Source organism: Brevundimonas fontaquae (assembly GCF_017086445.1).
GTDB classification, from domain to species: Bacteria; Pseudomonadota; Alphaproteobacteria; order Caulobacterales; family Caulobacteraceae; genus Brevundimonas; species Brevundimonas fontaquae.
Map to the genome: position 1 here is coordinate 2,851,316 of NZ_CP070968.1, position 18,734 is coordinate 2,870,049.

Below are 18,734 nucleotides of genomic sequence, written 5' to 3' on the forward strand. Positions count from 1 at the left end.
CGGGGCATGACCTCACACGCACCCATCGGCGTCGCCGTCGTCGGCTACGGCCTGGCGGGCCAGACCTTCCACGCCCCCCTGATCGCCGCGACCCCCGGCCTGCGCCTGGCCGCCGTCGTCTCGTCCCGGCCCGAAGCGGTCCACGCCGACCTGCCCGAGGTCGAGGTCCTGCCCGATCTGGACGCCGCCCTCGCCCGCGACGACATCGGCCTGATCGTCGTCGCCACCCCCGACGCCTTGCACGCCGAACAGTCGATCGCCGCGCTGAGGGCCGGCAAGTCGGTGGTGGTGGACAAGCCCTTCGCCGCCACCCTGGCCGACGCGCAAAGCGTCGCCGCCGTCGCGGCTTCATCGCCCGGCGTGTTCAGCGTCTTCCAGAACCGCCGATGGGACGCCGATTTCCTGACCCTGCGCCGCCTCATCGCAGAGGGCGAACTGGGCGAGATCGCCGTGTTCGAGAGCCACTACGACCGCTTTCGCCCGACCGTCACCGACCGCTGGAAGGACCAGCGCGACGGCGGCGTCTGGGCCGACCTGGGCCCACACCTGATCGACCAGGCCGTGCAGTTGTTCGGCCCGCCGCTGGCCATCTATGCCGACCTTCAGGCCCAGCGTGTCGGCGCCACGGCCATCGACTACGCACACGTTCTGCTGCGGTATGACCGGCTGCGGGTTATCCTGAACATGAGCCACCTCGCCGCTGAATCCAGCCTGCGCTACGTCGTCCACGGCACGGGCGGCAGCTTCATCAAACGCGGCCTCGACGCCCAGGAGAGCCAGTCCAAGGCCGGCCTGCGTCCCGGCGACGCCGAATGGGGCCTTGATCCTTTGCCCGGCATGCTGACGAAACAGACCGACGGCGAAACGGTCCGCACCACGCCGACGCCCGCACGCGGCGATTATCTCGCCTTCTACGCCGCCATGCGCGACGCGATCCTCGGCAAGGGACCGCCGCCCGTCCCCGCCGATCAGGCCTTGACCGTCATGCGCATCCTCGACGCCGGTCTGCGCAGCGCGGCGGAGCGTCGCGAGATCGCGCTCTAGCTCTTCTTGCGGCCCTTCGACGTCGCTGCTGGAGCGTGGGCCAGGCGCAGCAGATTGGCCGCGCCCGGCGCCCCGAACGGCGTGCCGGCCAGGATCAGGATGCGCTGGCCCGGCTCGGCCAGACCATATTTGACCGCGCTGTTGACGGCGTCGTCCGTCACGGCCTCCAGCGAGTCCGGCTGCTCGCCCAGACGCGGCTCAAGTCCCCAGACCAGGGCCAGCCGCCGCGCGGTGTTGGGATTGGGCGTCAGCACGAGGATCGGCTTCAGCGGCCGCTCGCGCGCCATCCGCCGCGCCGTGCCGCCCAGGGTCGTGAACACCACCAGACAGCCGGTCGAGGGCGCATTCGCCGCCATCCGCGCCGCCCCGACCAGGGCGTCCACATCGTGCTCGTCCATGCCGGCGTGTTCGGCGCCCATCAGGCTGGGCCACATCGGATCGCGTTCGACGCGCTCGATGATCCGGCTCATGATGCCCACGGATTCCAGCGGATAGTCGCCCGAAGCCGTCTCGGCCGACAGCATCAGGGCGTCCGCGCCCTCATAGACCGCATTGGCCACATCGGTCGCCTCGGCGCGGGTCGGGGCCGGGGCGCTGGTCATAGATTCCAGCATCTGGGTGGCGACGATCACAGGCACGCCGCGATTGCGGGCCGCGCGCACGATCTGCTTTTGCGCCACCGGCACATCTTCGGGATCCAGCTCGACGCCCAGATCGCCGCGCGCCACCATCACCCCGTCGCAATAGTCCAGGATGGCTTCCAGATCGGCCAGGGCCGCCGGCTTCTCGATCTTGGCGAGGCAGGCCGCCTGACCATTCACGATCCGCTTCAGCTCGGCCATGTCCTCGGGCTTCTGCACGAAGCTGAGCGCCACCCAGTCCACGCCCATCCGCAGGGCGAAGGCCAGATCTTCACGGTCCTTGGGCGTCAGGGCCGAGACCGGGATCACCGCCTCTGGCACCGCCACGCCCTTGCGGTCCGAAAGCTTCGAGCCGCTCTCGACCGTCACATCCGCCCACTCATCGGTCCGCTCGCCCACACGCAGCCGCACCCGGCCGTCGTCCAGCAGCAGCAGCATGCCCTTGCGCAGCGCCTTGAAGATTTCGGGATGCGGCATCTGCACCCGCGTCTCGTCGCCGGGCGTCGGGTCCAGATCGAAACGCATGGTGTGGCCCGGCTTGACCGAGATCTCGACGTCCTTGAAACGGCCCAAACGCAGCTTCGGCCCTTGAAGGTCGGCCAACACGCCCAGCGGACGCTGCAACGCCATTTCGGCGCCGCGCACCGCCTTCAACGCGGCGGCGTGATCCTCATGCGACCCGTGGCTGAAGTTCAGGCGGAAGACGTCCACCCCCGCCTGGGCCAGCGCCTTGACGGTGCTGGGCGCACGGCTGGCGGGTCCCAGGGTGGCGACGATGCGCGCGCGACGGGCTCGGTTCATGACGTTTCCTGTTGGCTCTCTCGGACGGCAAAACAGGGCCGCCTGGGCGATTTCGCCCTCTTCTGCCAACGAAACCCGCGCTGCGTAAGGCCGCCTTCCCCTCAGGAAACATGAGTTGACGGCCGGAAACAGGAGTTTATCTGGCCGCCGCCCCGCAGGCCGCCGCGGCAAACCCGTTCAGATCGATGCATCGGCCCTCCACCTGCGGCGCGGCGACGCCGATCACATGGGCGAGGGTCGGGGCGATATCGACGGTCCGGATCGGCAGGAACCGCTCCTCGGCCTTTGCGCCCGGCCACCAGAAGATGATCGGCACGCGTCGGTCATATTCCCACGGCGTGCCGTGTCCGGCCAGGGTCGAGCCGACGCGGGCGCCCGAGGTGGTGTTCTGGGTCCAGGCGAACTGGATGTCGGGCGATCGCTCGGCGACGGTCGACAACCGCATCCGCTCGCGCACCGTCATCATCTCGGGCTGACGGCTGTCCGGCAGAGGCTCGGCCAGCAGCCGGTCGCGCGTCTCGGCGAAAGCCACGTCCGGCAGGGCGCGCAGCATCTCGACCGCCGCCTCCGCCACCTGTGTCCGCAACGGATCGGGCAGCGACTTATGATCCGCATCGGCGACCATCCAGCCGCTTCCGCCGGACTGCAGCGGATCGGCGTCCAGATTGAAGCGCGCCTTCAACGCGGCGTTGACGCCCTTGATCGCATCGGTGTCGGCGCGGTGCGCCTGCGGATAGCCATTCTCGTGCAGCCGCTCAACGAAGTCCGAACCGCCGTGATCGGCCGTCAAGACCACCAGCGCGCCGCCCGGAACCTGGGCCAGCTTGTCCAGGAAGGCGCCCAGCGCCGCATCCAGCCGGTGCATCTGCTCGCACATCTCCGGCCCCTGGGTGCCGTACATATGGCCGATCCGATCGGTGGCCGACAGGCTGACGCCCAGCATGTCGGTCGCCGCCCCCTGCCCCAGCTTCTGGCTGTCCAGCAGATATTCCGCCGCCTTCAGCGTCTGCTCGTCCAGCAGAGGCGACGTATCGAACTTCAGCCCCGCAGGCGGCAGCACCGAATGGAATGTCTGGCCGCGAATAGTCCAGTCGCCCGCCAGCGCCCGGCAGTCCGCGTTCTGATAGTCCCAAGCCACCGGCGTCGCCGCCGTCCAGGCGTTGAAGTCGCGGTTGAACGCCGCGACCGCCGCCAGCTTCGCCTCGGCCGTCTGACCTGGCTCGACATAGGTCGTCAGTCCAAACCCGTCGGTGAACCAGAAGGCCTGCCCCTGATGACCGGCCAGATTGATCGCCCCGCGATCCTTGCCCGACACCGCCATGACCTTGCTGGCCGGACTGACGGCCTTAAGCCAGTCGCCCAGCGTCGTCGCGCGCAGCTGATCCGGTCCCACCGGCCCGTTGTCGGTGTCGTCTCGCCCGTGCGCCAGATGGTTCTGCGGCGCGGCCAGGCAATAGACCTCCTCGCCGGTCTTGCCGTCGATCCAGTCGTTGGCGGGAATGCCGGTCTCGGCCGGGTGCATACCGGTCAGAACGGTGGAGTGGCCAGGGCAGGTCTCGGTCAGACCGTGGGTCTGATAGCCGTTGATCGACACCAGTCCCTGGTCGGCCAACCGGCGCAGGCCGCCGCTGTAGCGGCTGCGATACTGGTTGAAGAGGTTGGCGCTGAACTGATCCACCACGATGGTCACGATCAGTTTTGGCGGCGTCAGGGCCGCAGCCGACGCCTGAGGCGCGGCGGTCTGAACCGTCGGCTGGGCGACCGGCGCGCCCGCACAGGCGGCGCCCGCGATCGACAAGGCGGCCAGACACGCGGCGGCGACGTGACGCGACAGGGACATGAACAACTCCAACAACAGCCGTGCGGCCTCTAGCTGTTGCGGATGGCGCCCGCGTGACAGCCCGGCTCGCTCCTAGTGCGATTCCTTGGACCGCAGGCGCGCGACCTGATGCAGGACCAGCACCACCACCCCGCCGACGATCAGCCCGATCACGGCCGAGGCCACCGCCGTCGTCAGCCAGCTCATCACGCCGGCCAACGGCCCGAACAGTTCGCCGACGGCATGCGACAGATGCTCGACGGGCACGGCCGGCCAGTGCAGCCCCAGCGTATGGGAACCATGCAGCAGAATGCCGCCGCCGACCCACAGCATGGCCGCCGTGCCGATCGCCGACAGGGCGCTCATCACCATCGGCATGCCCTTGACCAGACCCCGCCCCAAAGCGCGCACCCCGCCATTGGGCCGCTGAGCCAGATGCAGGCCGATGTCGTCCATCTTCACGATCAATCCGACCGCGCCATAGACGACGACGGTCATGGCGATGCCGACCACAGCCAGCACAGCGGCCTGGGTCAGGATCGGCTGCGCCGCGACATCGGCCAGGGCGATGGCCATGATCTCGGCAGACAGGATCAAATCGGTGCGCACCGCGCCCGACACCGTCGTCTTCTCCAGCGCCGCTGTATCGCGCGCGACCGGCGCGGCATCCTCATGCCCGCCATGCCCCATCGCCTCCAGCAACTTTTCCGCGCCCTCGAAACACAGATAGGTCCCGCCGCACATCAGTATCGGGGTGATGGCCCAAGGCGCGAAGGCGCTGAGCACCAGGGCCACCGGCAGGATGAAGATCAACTTGTTGCGAAACGATCCCAGCGCGATCTTGCTGATGATCGGCAGCTCGCGGCTGGGCGACAGGCCCATGACATAGCGCGGCGTCACCGCCGCGTCGTCCACCACCACGCCGGCGGCCTTGGTCGAGGCCTTGCCGGCTGCCGCGCCCACGTCATCCAGCGACGCGGCCGCCAGCTTTGCGATGCCGGCGACGTCGTCCAGCAGCGCGATCAGTCCAGACGGCATAGTCAGTCTTCCCGGCTGGGCGGCACATTGACGCCCTGCGATTTCAGATAGGATTTGATGTTGCGCGCGGCCTGGCGGATGCGCTGTTCGTTCTCGACCATGGCGATGCGCACGAAGCCCTCGCCGTTCTCGCCATAGCCCACACCCGCCGCCACCGCGACCTTTGCGTGGGTCAGCAACTGCTTGGAAAACTCCAGACTGCCCAAATGCTTCAGCGCCGGCGGCAAGGGCGCCCAGGCGAACATGGAAGCGGCCGGCTTGGGAATGTCCCAGCCCGCGCGGCCGAAACTCTCGACCAGCACATCGCGCCGGCGGTGATAGAGTTTGCGGTTCTGCTCGACGATGTCCTGCGGCCCGTTCAGCGCGGCGCACGCCGCCGCCTGGATCGGCGTGAAGGCGCCATAGTCGAGGTAGGATTTCACCCGCGTCATCGCCGCGATCAGCGTCTTGTTGCCGACCGCAAACCCCATGCGCCAGCCCGCCATGCTGTAGGTCTTGGACAGGGAGGTGAACTCGATCGCCACGTCCTTGGCCCCCGGCACCTGCAGGATCGAGACCGTCGGCTTGCCGTCGTAATAGAGCTCCGAATAGGCCAGATCGCTGATGATCCACAGGTCGTTCGCCTTGGCGAAGTCCACGACGCGTTCGTAGAAGGCCAGATCGACCGTCTCCGCCGTCGGGTTCGACGGATAGTTCATGACCAGGATCTTGGGCCGCGGCACGGTGAAGGCCATGGCCCGCTCCAGCGCCTCGAAATATTTCTCGTCCGGCGTGGTCGGCACGCTGCGGATCGCCGCCCCGGCGATGATGAAGCCGAAGGTGTGGATCGGATACGACGGATTGGGTGCCAGGATCACGTCGCCCGGCTCGGTGATGGCGGTGGCCAGGCTGGCCAACCCCTCCTTGGAGCCCATGGTGACGATCACCTCGGTCTCGGGATCCACATCGACGCCGAAGCGGCGGCCGTAATAGTTGGCCTGCGCGCGGCGCAGGCCGGGGATGCCGCGTGACGCCGAATAGCCGTGGGCGTCGGGCTTCCTGGCCACCTCGATCAGCTTGTCGATCACATGCTGCGGCGGCGGCAGGTCGGGATTGCCCATCCCCAGGTCGATCACGTCCTCGCCCGCCGCACGGGCGGCCGCGCGCATCGCATTGGTCTCGGCGATGACATAGGGCGGCAACCGCTTCATGCGGTAGAATTCTTCGGACATGACAGGCTCGTCGTTGGGATCTGCGGCCGTGGATCGACCGCCCTTAGCGCTTAGCGCGCCAGCGGCCTCGCGCAACAGCGTTGAAGGTCATTTTCACCCGTCAGGCGGACGAAATCTGTGCGTCGCGCAAAAACCTGGTCGAAAAGGCTGCCGTTCAGCGTCCTCAATAGCTCAACCGTAAACCGATGCTGAGCGTTCGCGGCGGGCCGTATCCGGCGACGCCCGTGCCCGTTTCCGAGACCTCGACATCCTCGTCGAACAGATTGTCCGCCGCCATCCAAAGAGTCGCGTTCCGCGTGAAGGCCCACTCCCCTCGCGCATCCAGCGTCACGGCGGCGTCCAGCACCCGGTTGTTCAGGTCGTCGTCGAACCGGCTCGATTCATAACGTGCCGCCAGCGCCAGGGTCAGTCGATCGGTCGCGCGCCAATCCAGCCCGGCCGTCGCGCTCCATTCCGGCGCCTGTGCGGGACGCAAGCCGGTCAGCTGCGCGGCGGACGATCCGCCGTCGATCTCGGCGTCGGTCCAGGACGCAGCGGCGTTCAGCGAAACGGCTGACGATAAGTCCAGCGCCCCCGTCAGTTCCACGCCCCAGGCGTCGATGGTCCCGGCGTTCTGGCGCTGGCGCAGCACGCCGCCTGCCGGCACGAACCCGGCGCGCGGGAAGGTCGCCGGCCCGGACCCGAGAGTCACATTGACGATGGCGTCCTCGATCTGGTTCCAAAACACAGATGCGCCCCAACGCACGCCCTCGCGCTCGAAGGCCAATCCCGTCTCCACGCCCTTCAGCGTTTCCGGCGTCAGGGCGGCGTTGGCCTCGGTGATGTCGTTGCCGACGCGGAACGGCCGATGCAGTTCGTTCAACGTGGCGGGCCTGAACCCGGAATAGGCCGCCGCCCGCGCCGCGTAGCCGCCGCCCAGATCACGCCGCACGGCCAGGCGCGCGCTGACCACCTCGCCCGACCGATCCGGGTCGCTCTCATTCAGCAGGACGGCGCCGGTCGCCAGCATGTTCTCCTGACGAAATCCGCCCGTATTCTCCCACCGATCCACCCGAACTCCGCCAGCCACCAGCCATTCGGCTGCGGTCCAGGACGCATCGACGTAGGCCCCGGCCACCGCCGTCTCCCCGCCTGCACGCCGAATGCGGGTGAAGCCCGCGCCGGTTGGATTGCTGAAAAGTTCGTTGGTCTCGCCGTCGTTGAAGCGCGCATCGGCGCCCAGTTCCCACTCCAGCCGTCCGCCCGCGAAATCCGCGATGCGACGGCGCAGCGCCGCGTTCAGTCCCCATCCCGTCGCGGGCGTCTTGAACTGGTTGTTGGCGGGCGTCGTGGTCGATCGATCGGCCGACACCGAGGCCGAACTGTTGGCCAGATTGGTGTCGATCCGCCACGTCTGCAGCCGCCAGCCATAGCCGTCGGCCGACGGCGCCTGCGCCGCCGTGGCGCTCAGGCTGTGCCCGCTGGCGTTGGCGCGCGTTCCGGCCAGACCCGATCCGCGATCGTCTTCCCAGGTCGCCGCCCGCACCGACAGCTTCGCCTGTCCCAAGGCCGTATCGACCCGCAGCGCTGCACTTCGGCTGTCGAGATCCAGCGGCGTATCCGCGGCGCCTGCCGCCGGCCCGCGCACCGGCACATAGCCGTCGCTGACTTCGCGCAACCCGCTCAACGTCACCGCCAAAGGTCCTAGCCGCGTGGAGGCGGACCCCGCAGCCCGCAGTCCGCCGCGCTCGAACGCGGACACATCCAGCGCGCCGCCTTTCCCGCGCTCACGCAGGGTGATCGTACCCGTCAGCGCGCCCGCGCCATAGGGGCCCGAGCCTGCGCCCCGGATCACATCCAGACTCTCCAGCGATTCCGGCGTCGCCTGGGACCAGATGACCCAGCCCCCGAACGGATCGTTCAGCGGCACGCCGTCCAGCAGCACCAGCGTCCGTCCCGCCCCCGACGGCGCGATGGCCCTCAACGAAATCCCTTGCGTCGTCGGATTGGCCGCCGCGCTGCTGGTGCGTCGAAACAGCGACACCGCCGGCACGGACCGTAGCGCCTCATCCAGACGCGACGACCGGGACAGCACCGCCTCGTCGATCCGCACCACGGAAAACGCCGCGTCGGCCGCCGCCGGCGGCAGACGCGCGGCGGTGACGACGATCTCGGGCAAGGCGGTGGGCGTGACGGGGGGAGGAACGTCCTGGATCATGCGCCGTCCCTACGGCTTTGCCACCCGGGGGCAAAGCCTCACCGATAAAGAAGTATTGGGAAACGGCGGCGGAGCTTAGTCCGCATAGGCGCCCGGCATGAGTGATGTCCGCCGACACGGCGAGACCTGCGCCCAGAACTCGCCCCGCCCCCTCGATCTCGGAGGAAGCGTGACGCGCGAGCTGACGTCCCCCTCTTCCTCTGGCGCCGACGCTCATCCGGCTGGGCCGGCGGCTCTGCAGTATCAGTCGGACGTCGCGACCGTCGAGCCGCGAACGGCCAGTTGGAAGGGCAGCGTTGATGCTTGAGGCAGGTCGTCCTGCCCGGACTTGGCGCGGATCAGCAGGTCCGCCGCTGCGGACGCCATCGCTGCGATGGGTTGGACGACAGCGGTCAGCGGGGGGTTGCTGAAGCGCACGATCGGGGTGTCGTCGAAGCTGATGATGGCGAGATCGTGCGGGACGGCGAGGCCTCTGCGACCTGCGACGCGCAGGGCCGCCAGCGCCATCTGGTCGTTGGACGCAACGATGGCGGTCGGCGGATGGGCCAGGCGGCAGAAGGTCTCCATCGCCGCTTCACCCGATGCGAAGGTGAAGTCGCCGTGACCGACCAGATCGGCGTCGTCGGGCAGGCCACGCCCCGCCATCGCCGCACGATACCCCTGAAGCCGCGCGCCGCTCAGAACGTATTCGGGACTGCCGCTGATGAAACCGATCCGACGATGTCCCAGATCGAGAAGATGGTTCGTCGCCGTTTCGGCGGCGGCGTAGTCGTCCATCGCGATGCTGAAGCCTGCGCCCGTCGCCGTGGAGCCTATCCGCGCGAACGGCAGACCCAGATCCACCAGCAGCCCGGTGATCAGCGGATTGTCCGAGTGGGGCGGCGTCAGGATCACGCCGTCAGGGTGAAGCGCCGCAATCGCCGCCTTCACCTCGCGCTCGACATGGGCCGAATGGGTGTCGACCAGTTCGAAGATCATCCGATAGCCGGCCTCGGCGCATTTCAGCATACCGCCCAAGAGCATCTGATCGACCCAGTCGGTCCCCTCGCCCGACCGCCAGCCTTCTATGGTCCGATCACGGTCGTTCAGCGCCAGAAGCAGATAGGAGCGCGATCCGCCCATGCGCTGGGCCGCCAGACTGGGGACGTAGCCCAGCCTGGCCACGGCGGCGTTGACCCGTTCGCGCACCTCCGGCCGGACGTTGGGGCCATTGTTGATGACGCGCGACACCGTTTGCAACGACACGCCGGCCTCGGCCGCGACATGTTTGATCGTCACCTTGCGCGCAGCGGTTGACGCGGCCTGTTCCAGCTTCACCATAAAACCAAGGCTAGATGATCGTCCGGTCCGGCTCCAGCGTCTTAAGCGCTGACTTGCGGCGACGGGGCGGCGCAGTGTCGGTCGATGAACTGCTGATGCGTCGGCAGATCGGCGACAACCCGTCTCAGCAGTTCCGCCGCATGATCCAGCTGGCCCGGGACGTCATCGAAGGGAATACGGTTCGTCAGCGGATGGAAGGTGTGCGGTCGGACGCCCATCCCCTCCATCACCGACTGCCAGCTGACGGCCCGGAACAGTTCGTCGAGCCCCTCGGCCAGACGCCCGCCGCTTCGGAACAGCGCGATCTTGCGCTTCAGTTCGGGCGGAAGCTCCATCCTACGACAGGCGCGCCAGAAGGGCGTGTCGTCTCGTTCGGTCAGGCAATAGTGCAGGACGATGAAATCCCTGATCTCCTCGTAGTCGGCGATCATGCGTCGATTGTATTCGTCGGCCAGCACCGGATCGCAGTCGCGATCCGGCAGGAAGCGGAAGAAAAAGTCCAACCCGCGATAGATCAGATGGATGGCGGTCGATTCCAGCGGCTCGATGAAGCCTCCGGCCAGCCCCAGCGCCAGGACGTTCTTGTCCCAGAGGCGCTCTCGAACGCCGGTCTTGAAGGGCACCACCATCGGCTTCACGACGGGCGCGCCCTCGACCTGGGCCATCATGCTGGCCGTTGCCTCGTCATCGCTCAGATACTGGCTGCAGAAGACATAGCCGTTGCCGGTTCGGTGTTGCAGCGGGATACGCCAGCGCCAGCCGTAATCCTGCGCCTGGGCCAGGGTGTAGGGCGCAGGCGGGCCGACATTCTCGGTCTGGACGGCGATCGCCCGGTCGCACAGCAGCCAGTGGGACCAGTCGTGATAGCCGACCTTCAACGCCTTGCCGATCAGCAGACTGCGAAAGCCCGAGCAGTCGATGAAGAAGTCCGCCTCGACCGTCCGGCCGTCCTTGAGGACCAGGTGATCGACAAACCCATCATCGCGAACACGCACGTCCTCGACAATGCCCTCGACGCGGCTCACCCCGCGCGCTTCGGCGAAGGTGCGCAGGAAGCGCGCGACCCTTTTGGCGTCGACATGCAGGGCGTAGCTGGCGCCGCCGACGGGCGTGCGCGCCGCCTTGAACGGCAGGGTAAACCGTCCTTCGCGCGCCATCACCGCCGCCGGCGCGAAATCCTGGAGGCCGCCCGGATAGCCTTGCAATGCGGCCTTCAACCAGACCTGGTAAAAGTCAGCCAGATCGACCGGCGCGCCGATCGTGCCGAAAGGGTGAAAATAGCTCTGGCCCTTGGCCTTCCAGTCTCTGAATTCGATGCCCAGTTTGAAGCTGGCCTGCACCTCTCGCACGAAGACCTGTTCGTCCACGCCCAGTTTGGCCAGCAGTTGCAGGAAGGGCGGCACGGTGGACTCCCCCACCCCGATCGTGCCGATGTCGTCACTCTCCACCAGTTCGATCTGACCGAGCGCGCCCTTCAGATGTTCGGACAGCAGCGCGGCCGCCATCCATCCTGCGGTCCCGCCGCCGACGATACAAACCTTGCGTATCTTGCGGGACGGGTCAGCTTGCATTGGAAATCCCTTTCGGATCGCTCACGCCCCCGAAGCGGGCGAGGAAGGCGTCGTGACTGGTTGTGCGCTCGACCATATCGGCGACCGCATCGCGCATCCCCCACAGTCCCTGCCGCAGTTGCACGGGGTCGATCCCTTGAACGGCCGGGTCCACACGTTCCGGCATGAGCCCGAGCCCGTCATAGATGGCGAGCCAGCTGGCCGGGTGGAACATTTCCCAGCGATAGCGGACAAACGCCCCCCTCGCCTTCCAGAGATCGACCTTGCGCCTCAGGGTGTCGGGCACGGCCGTCTCGCGCCGCTCTCGCCAGAAGGCTTCGTCCCGGCCGTTCAGCCAATAGTGCAGAATGATGAAGTCGCGCGTGCGCTCCATCTCGCGCGCCGACTGATCGTTGAACTCCTCGAGCACGGCTGGGGCGAAATCGCGATCTGGAAACAGCGCCTTCAGCCGTTCGATGCCGTTCTCGATAAGGGCGATGCTGGTGCTTTCCAAAGGCTCCAGAAAGCCTGCGGCGAGACCCAGCGCCACGCAGTTCTTCACCCAGGCCTGGCGTCGCCTCCCCGGACGGAAATCGATGCGGCGCGGCGCCGACAAGGGTCGACCTTGAAGGTTGGCCATCAGCGCGGCTTGCGCCGCGTCGTCCGACATATGAGCGCTAGAAAAGACCAGGCCGTTGCCCGTTCGGTGCCGCAACGGAATGCGCCAGCGCCAACCGGCCTGATGCGCCGTCACCCGCGTGTAGGGGGCGACAGCGTCGCCAGGCGTATTTTCGGTCTGAACGGCGTAGGCGGCGTCGCAGGCCAGCCAGTCGCCCCAGTCCTCGTAGGGCGTTCCCAAGGCTTCGCCGATCAGCAGCCCCCGGAAACCCGAGCAATCCACGAAGAGATCGCCTTCGATCTCGCGCCCGTTATCCAGGACCAGCCTGTCGATGAAGCCGTCCTGCGCACGAAGCTTCACGGTGGCGATGCGCGCATCGATACGCGTTACGCCGGAGCCCTCCGCATAGCGGCGAAGACGTTGCGCAAACAGGGCGGCGTCGAAATGCAGGGCCCAGTCGAAGACCGACAGGCTGGAGGGCGGATTGGGCGACGGCTCCACGAACTTGTTCGCCAGCGCCAGCGACGCCCCGAGCGAATAGGCCGACAGGGGCGTGGCGTCTCCGGTTTCCGCCTGCCGCATCCAGTAGTGATGAAACCCGACGCCGTTCAGGTCCTGGCCGTAGAGACCGAAGGGATGGATGAAGTCCGAGCGAGGCCCGCCCCACCCCTCGAAGCGGATTCCCAGCTTGCAGGTGGCCTGGGTCGCCGACATCACGTCGGCGTCGGTGAGCCCCAGTTGGGCGTAGAAGCGTCGGATCGTCGGTATGGTCGCCTCGCCGACCCCGACCGTGCCGATCTCTGAAGACTCCACCACCGTGATGGCGATGTCTGTCGACGCCAGATGCCGGGCAAGCGCCGCCGCCGCCATCCAGCCCGCCGTGCCGCCGCCGACGATCACGACCTTTCGGATGGCGGCGCCCCGATCGGATGTCTGCGGCGGTTCGACGGAAGGAGTAGTCATTGTCTTCGTTCGGCCCTCGAACCGTAAACACGCTAGGCTAGACGAAAAGAGGCCGGCGACAACGCAAAGGTCGCCGCCGGCCAGAGGCTTCAGGAAAGTCTAGAACTTGGCGCGTACGCCCAGAGACCAACGCGGTTCGAACTCATTGCGGGAGTGGAACTGTTCCGCGCCCTTCTCGAACTCGAGGTAGTATTCCTCGATCTCGCCGAGGACATTGGATCCATTGGCGTAGAACACCAGATTTTCGTTGAACTGATAGGTGACGTTCAGGTCAACGTACTGGGACGTATCCTGATAAATCGGGATCTGGCCGAAGGTGCCCGACAGGCGAGGCGTACGGTAGTTGTAGGCCACGCGAGCCTGCAGCTTGTCGCCCTGATACCAGATCGCGGCGTTGACCTGCTGCTCAGAGTTATCCGGGAAGGGCAGGTCGTCACCGGACAGATTTTGCGCGTTCTGCGAACTGTCCGAGAAGGTGTAGCTGCCGTCGAAGCCGAAGTTATGGAACAGGCTGGCTTCATCGAGAAAATCGCTAAGCGCGATCTTGGCGCCGATTTCCAGACCCTGCAGCGAACCGCCCTCGCCCTGGACAGGACGGTTCACCGGAACGGTTCGACGGATGATGCCGTCGCCATCCGGGAACTGTCCGTCGTTGACCGTGGCTCGGGTCACGAAGCTTTCGATATCCAGCTTGAACAGGGCCAGGCTGAACATGGTGGCGCGGCCGGGATAGTATTCCAGGCTCAGATCATAGTTGTTCGACCGCCATGGGTTCAGCTCGGGGCTGCCGGCGAAGGTCGCTCCGGTCACGCGACGAATGCCGACAGGCGGAGCCGTTGGATCGGTCGGCGTAGGCCCAGACGAGTCGGCCGTCGAAATCGTGACGCCGCCGCCGTAGTTCCCCAGATCCAGCGGGATCATCGTCTTGTTGAACGCCGCATGCAGCTTCAGCTGATCGCTGAAATCGTAGACCATGTTCACCGACGGCAGATAGTCGGTGTAGGTGCGAGACGACAGGGTGTCGCCGACATCCAGATTTGTGTCGCCATAGTTGCGCGTCTCGCCGGTCTGGTTCTGACGCACCCGCAACTCGGTGCGGATGGCGCGCAGGCCCACATCGCCGTGCAGATTGCCGAAGCCGACAGTGGCGTTCAGATAGCCGCTGTCCTCATACAGATCGACGTCATAGCTGTTGCCCGGGATGATGACTTCATAGGCGCTGCCGAAAACGCGCTGCTGGAAGGCCACGACATCGTCGAAGTCCCGCGGATCGGCGACCCAGACGCCAGGCAGGCCGCGCGTGATCGATCCCCAGTCGTCCAGGAAATAGACGTTGTTGTTGGTGTTCAGCTTCGTCGGACGATTGACCGTATAGCCCTGGAAGATGGTCTGAGGGTTCGTGGCGCTGACCGGAAGCGCCGGGTTGAAGGATGGGTTGGCCACCTGCTCGCCGGCGGAGCATTGGTTCTGGTTCATGACGACGTCGATCGCCTTCCACTGAACCGAGCAGCCGTTGACGTCCGAGAACAGGTGGAAGTTGGTGATCGACACTTGGCGATCCGAGTGCCGCAGGCCGGCGTCGATCTTCTCGATGAAGCCCAGCGCCGGGCCGTTCTGGAACTCGTAGGCGCCGTCCATGCGCACGACGGTGAGTTCGGATTCGTTGCGCTGGTTGCCCTCGGACGAATAGGCCGCAACCGCGTAGCTATCCAGGTTGGACATATACTGCGTCAGCGGCACATTGCCCAAACCGCCCACGATCGGATTGTTGAAGTTGCTCCAGACCGTCTGGCCGCCGCCGACGTTCAGATGGATCTGCGGATCGTTGCCGATGCCCAGCGGGTTGGGGTTGATGTAGCGACCGCCGGCCGAACCGATGATGCCGTTCGAATACTGCGAGGTCGGATACTGGGCGGCGATGGCGGCGGAATAGAAGGGTCCGCGCGTCCGGTCGGCGGCATCGCGGAACAGGGTGAAGTTGCGATCCGGCGCATATTGCCAGTTCGACAGGTCGCCCTGCACCTGGCCGTTCATGCTCAGCAGCGACGCCTCGCCATGCAACGCGCGCGCCGAGAAGGTGAAGGGCCCGCCCCGATCGTACTTCAGCTCCAGGTTCAGATTGGTCGATTCATTGTTCTTGGTGCGGTTGACCGTAAACGAGTTCATCCACCAGACATCGAGATCGTATTCGGTGACGTCGAGCCAGGGATTGCCGTTGCTGCCGTTCACGCCGGTTTGGGTGAAGGCCGTCGGCGTGGTCCAGGTCAGGCCGTTCCAGCGATTGGAGATGTTCAGGCCCGCCGCCCGGTCGTGCTCCTCCAACTTGGTGTAGAAGACCTCGCCGGTCAGGTCGAAACCGTCGTCGATCTTCCAGGTGAAGGCGCCGTTCAGCCCGGTCCGCTTGCGTTCAACCTCCCGATGGAAGGTGTCGTAGCCGTGCGGCGCGATCCAGTTATTGTCCGAACCACCCCAATCGTTGTTGCCGAAGACGCCGCCCGACACCCCTGAATAGTTGTTGCCAAGGTTGGCTTCGGAATAGACGCCCGAGATCATCGCGCCGAAGCGATCGTTGCGCCAGTTGAGCAGTCCGTTGAACAGATAGTCGTCGTGGCGCGTGTCCTGGCCGGTCGAATACTCGGCCGCCTTGGCGATGGTCAGGCCTTCGCTGAAGTTGAACGGCCGCTGGGTGCGCAGGTCGATCGTGCCGGAGATGCCGGACTGGGCGTTGTGAACGTCCATCGACTTGTAGACGACGATCGAGTTCATCAACTGCGCCGGCACATCGTTCAGGTTCGGCTGGGCGCTGCCCAGATTGCCCGGCGCCAGATATTGCTCGCCGTTCAACAGCGTCACCACCTGCGGAAGGCCGCGGATGTTCACCGTCGCGCCCTCCCCGGCGCTACGCTGGATCTGGATGCCGCCGATCCGCTGCAGGGCGTCGGCGACCGTCACGTCCGGCAGCTTGCCGATGTCCTCGGCCGAAATCGCGTCGACCACAGCGGTGCTGTTGCGCTTGATGCTGATCGCCTGCTGCTGCGACGCCCGGATGCCGGTGACCACGATTTCGTCCAGCGTCGTTGCGTCGGGACTGTTGGTTTGGGTCGTTTCCGGCGCTGTCTGCGCCATCGCCGGCGTCACCAGGGCGGTCGTCGCCAGCAAAGCGGTCAGAATGGATGTCCTGCGTAGTCTCATGATCGTTTCCTCCTCCAGTTCGCCGCTTGTTGATGCGGCTTATTTCCTGCCTCAGGGTTTCAGCAGATGCGGGGTGATCCTCGCTTCTCCGCCAATGCCTTCGTCCAGAGCATCGCGCGCCACCCGGACTTGATAGGGGCCCGGCAAGATGCGCCAACCCGGCGCGCTCGTGTCGTATCGGGCCAGAACCCGAGGCTCCGCCGTCAGGGTGATCCGCCGCGTCTCGCCCGGCGCGAGACTGACGCGAGCGAAGCCCGCCAGACGCCGCGCGCCGCCGTCCGGCAAGGTCACATAGAGCTGCGGGACATCGTCCCCGGCGCGATCGCCGGTATTCGTCACCTCGACGCTGACGCGCAGCCCGTCGCCGGCCTCAATCGTCAACCCGTCGTAGGCGAAGGTCGTGTAGCTCAGCCCATGACCGAAGGGGAAAAGCGGCCGGCGCCCCTCGCGCTCGTACCAGCGGTAGCCGACATCCGATCCTTCGGGATAGTCCACGGGGAACGGTTTGAACTCGGCAGCGGAGCCTGAGCCGGCATTGGAGGCGGCATCGGACTGCTTCAGCGCCTGCAGGCCTGGGGGCGTGGGCCGGGGCGGCTGATCGGCGTCGCGCGGGAAGGTGATCGGCAGGCGGCCCGAGGGGTTCACCTTTCCGAACAGGATGCGCGCGATGGCTTCGCCCCCGCGCTGTCCCGGATACCAGGCCTGGACCACCGCCGCGACCTCGTCGATCCACGGCATGAGCACAGGACCGCCCGTTTCCAGGACGACTGTCGTCTTAGGATTGGCGGCGGCGACGGCCCGGATCAGATCGTCCTGGCCGTTCGGCAGTTTCAGGTCTTCGACGTCCTGCGCTTCGGTGGTCCATTGGGTGGCGAAGACGAGGACGACGTCCGCATTGCGCGCGGCGGCGACGGCCTGCGCGGCGTCTGCGCCGTCGACGAAGGTCACATCCGCATCCGGCGCCTCAGCCTTGATCGCCGCCAGCGGCGAAGAGGCATGATAGGTGACGCGAGCGAAGGACGAAGCCGCCCCCGACGTCAGCGGAATTTCTATGGGCGCGCCGCCGACCGAGCGGACCTGAGACGACCCCCCGCCCGACAGCACGCCGACGTCGGCATGCCCGCCGATGACGACGATCCGACGCGCGCTCGCCGCCAAGGGCAGAACGCCGCGCGTGTTCTTCAACAGAACGATGCCCGCTTCGGCCGCGCGCTGCGCCACCTCGGCATGGGCGGCGTAGTCCGGCGTTTCGGCGGTGGTAGGCACCGGGTGGTCCATCGCCCCGCTCTCGATCATCCCTGTCAGGATGCGAGCGACCATGTCGTCCAATCGGGCTTCAGACACGCGGCCCGCCGCGACGGCCTCGCCCAACGGCGCGCCGAAGTAGATCTGGCGGTCCAACTCCTGGCCCGACTCCTGGTCCAGGCCATTGTTGGCGGCCTTTTCCGTGGAATGCACCGCGCCCCAGTCGGACATGACCCAACCCGGATAGGCCCAGTCGCGCTTCAGAACTTGGTTGAGCAGGAAGTCGTTTTCGCAGGCATAGTCGCCATTGACCCGGTTGTAGGCGCACATCACCGAGCCGGGACGACCGCGCTCGATCGCGATCTGAAACGCCAGCAGGTCGCTTTCGCGCAGCGCCGCCTCGCCCAGACGGGCGTCCATGATCATTCGCCCGGTCTCCTGACTGTTGAAGGCGAAGTGTTTGATCGTGGAGACGATGTTGTTCGATTGCACGCCGCGAATGTGTTCGCCGGCCAGAACACCGGCCAGCAGAGGATCCTCGCCGAGATATTCGAAGTTGCGCCCGTTCCAGGGGTCGCGCGTCAGGTTGACCCCGCCCGCCAACAGGACGTTGAACGTCTTGGAGCGCGCCTCGGACCCGATCATCGCACCGCCGGCATAGGCGATCTCAGGATCAAAGGTGGCTGCGGTCGCCAGGCTGGACGGCAGGGCGGTGGCGACGTCGCCCTTGCGCTGTTCGACTTGGTTGGCGACGCCCAGGCTCGCGTCGCTTTCACGCAGAGGCGGCACGCCCAGACGCGGCACGCCGGGCACATAGCCCGCCGACGGGATCATTTGCTCCAGCGGAGCCCCCGGCGTTCGGTCCGCCATGGGCGGGAAATAGCCATGCACCAGACTGAGCTTCTCTTCACGCGTCATCCGCGCGACCAGCGCGTCCGCTCGCGCCCGGGCGTCCGGCAGGGCAGCCGAGACCACTTGCGACTGCGCGGCGAGGGCCGGTGCAGCCCACGGCTGGACCACGCCGAGCGCCAGAGCGCTGATCGTCAGCCCCAGCCATCCCCGATACCGCATCCTGAACATAGCCTCTCCCCGTC

The 18,734-nt window shown here is 66.6% G+C and carries 11 protein-coding genes; 1 reads left to right on the top strand and 10 read right to left on the bottom strand.

Annotation, left to right across the window (positions count from 1 at the left end; translation table 11 throughout):
• Positions 1 to 6 precede the first annotated feature (6 nt).
• Entirely contained in the window at positions 7 to 1,044 is a 1,038-nt protein-coding gene (locus JX001_RS13985) for an oxidoreductase (RefSeq protein ID WP_241004657.1), read from the top strand.
• Here the strand turns inward: JX001_RS13985 and pyk are convergent.
• The 10 genes from pyk to JX001_RS14035 all read right to left on the bottom strand — a co-directional run bounded on the left by pyk (position 1,041) and on the right by JX001_RS14035 (position 18,711).
• Positions 1,041 to 2,486, bottom strand: a complete 1,446-nt coding sequence (gene pyk / locus JX001_RS13990) for a pyruvate kinase (RefSeq protein ID WP_055753148.1) — start codon at positions 2,484 to 2,486, stop codon at positions 1,041 to 1,043. The two genes, JX001_RS13985 and pyk, sit on opposite strands and share 4 nt — an antisense overlap.
• A 136-nt stretch (positions 2,487 to 2,622) precedes the next feature.
• Entirely contained in the window at positions 2,623 to 4,326 is a 1,704-nt protein-coding gene (locus JX001_RS13995; RefSeq protein WP_205681466.1) for an alkaline phosphatase family protein, read from the bottom strand.
• A 72-nt stretch (positions 4,327 to 4,398) separates the two neighbouring features.
• Positions 4,399 to 5,343: a DUF808 domain-containing protein gene (locus tag JX001_RS14000; protein WP_205681467.1), complete on the bottom strand. Its 945-nt coding sequence runs from the start codon at positions 5,341 to 5,343 to the stop codon at positions 4,399 to 4,401.
• A 2-nt stretch (positions 5,344 to 5,345) separates the two neighbouring features.
• Complete coding sequence (locus JX001_RS14005) at positions 5,346 to 6,554, bottom strand: LL-diaminopimelate aminotransferase (protein WP_066554680.1); 1,209 nt, start codon at positions 6,552 to 6,554, stop codon at positions 5,346 to 5,348.
• 163 nt (positions 6,555 to 6,717) lie between these two features.
• Complete coding sequence (locus tag JX001_RS14010; protein ID WP_205681468.1) at positions 6,718 to 8,751, bottom strand: TonB-dependent receptor; 2,034 nt, start codon at positions 8,749 to 8,751, stop codon at positions 6,718 to 6,720.
• Between the two features lie 243 nt (positions 8,752 to 8,994).
• Positions 8,995 to 10,029, bottom strand: coding sequence for a LacI family DNA-binding transcriptional regulator (locus JX001_RS14015; protein WP_241004658.1), 1,035 nt, complete (start codon positions 10,027 to 10,029; stop codon positions 8,995 to 8,997).
• Between the two features lie 83 nt (positions 10,030 to 10,112).
• Positions 10,113 to 11,576 (bottom strand): tryptophan halogenase family protein, encoded by a 1,464-nt coding sequence (locus tag JX001_RS14020; protein ID WP_241004659.1) that lies wholly within the window; start codon positions 11,574 to 11,576, stop codon positions 10,113 to 10,115.
• A 55-nt stretch (positions 11,577 to 11,631) separates the two neighbouring features.
• Positions 11,632 to 13,203: a tryptophan halogenase family protein gene (locus tag JX001_RS14025; protein WP_205681471.1), complete on the bottom strand. Its 1,572-nt coding sequence runs from the start codon at positions 13,201 to 13,203 to the stop codon at positions 11,632 to 11,634.
• Positions 13,204 to 13,302: 99 nt separating this feature from the next.
• Complete coding sequence (locus JX001_RS14030) at positions 13,303 to 16,395, bottom strand: TonB-dependent receptor (protein ID WP_205681472.1); 3,093 nt, start codon at positions 16,393 to 16,395, stop codon at positions 13,303 to 13,305.
• A 51-nt stretch (positions 16,396 to 16,446) separates the two neighbouring features.
• The gene (locus JX001_RS14035; protein WP_241004660.1) at positions 16,447 to 18,711 is read right to left on the bottom strand and encodes a beta-glucosidase family protein; all 2,265 of its coding nucleotides are present in this window, start codon (positions 18,709 to 18,711) and stop codon (positions 16,447 to 16,449) included.
• Positions 18,712 to 18,734: the final 23 nt, after the last annotated feature.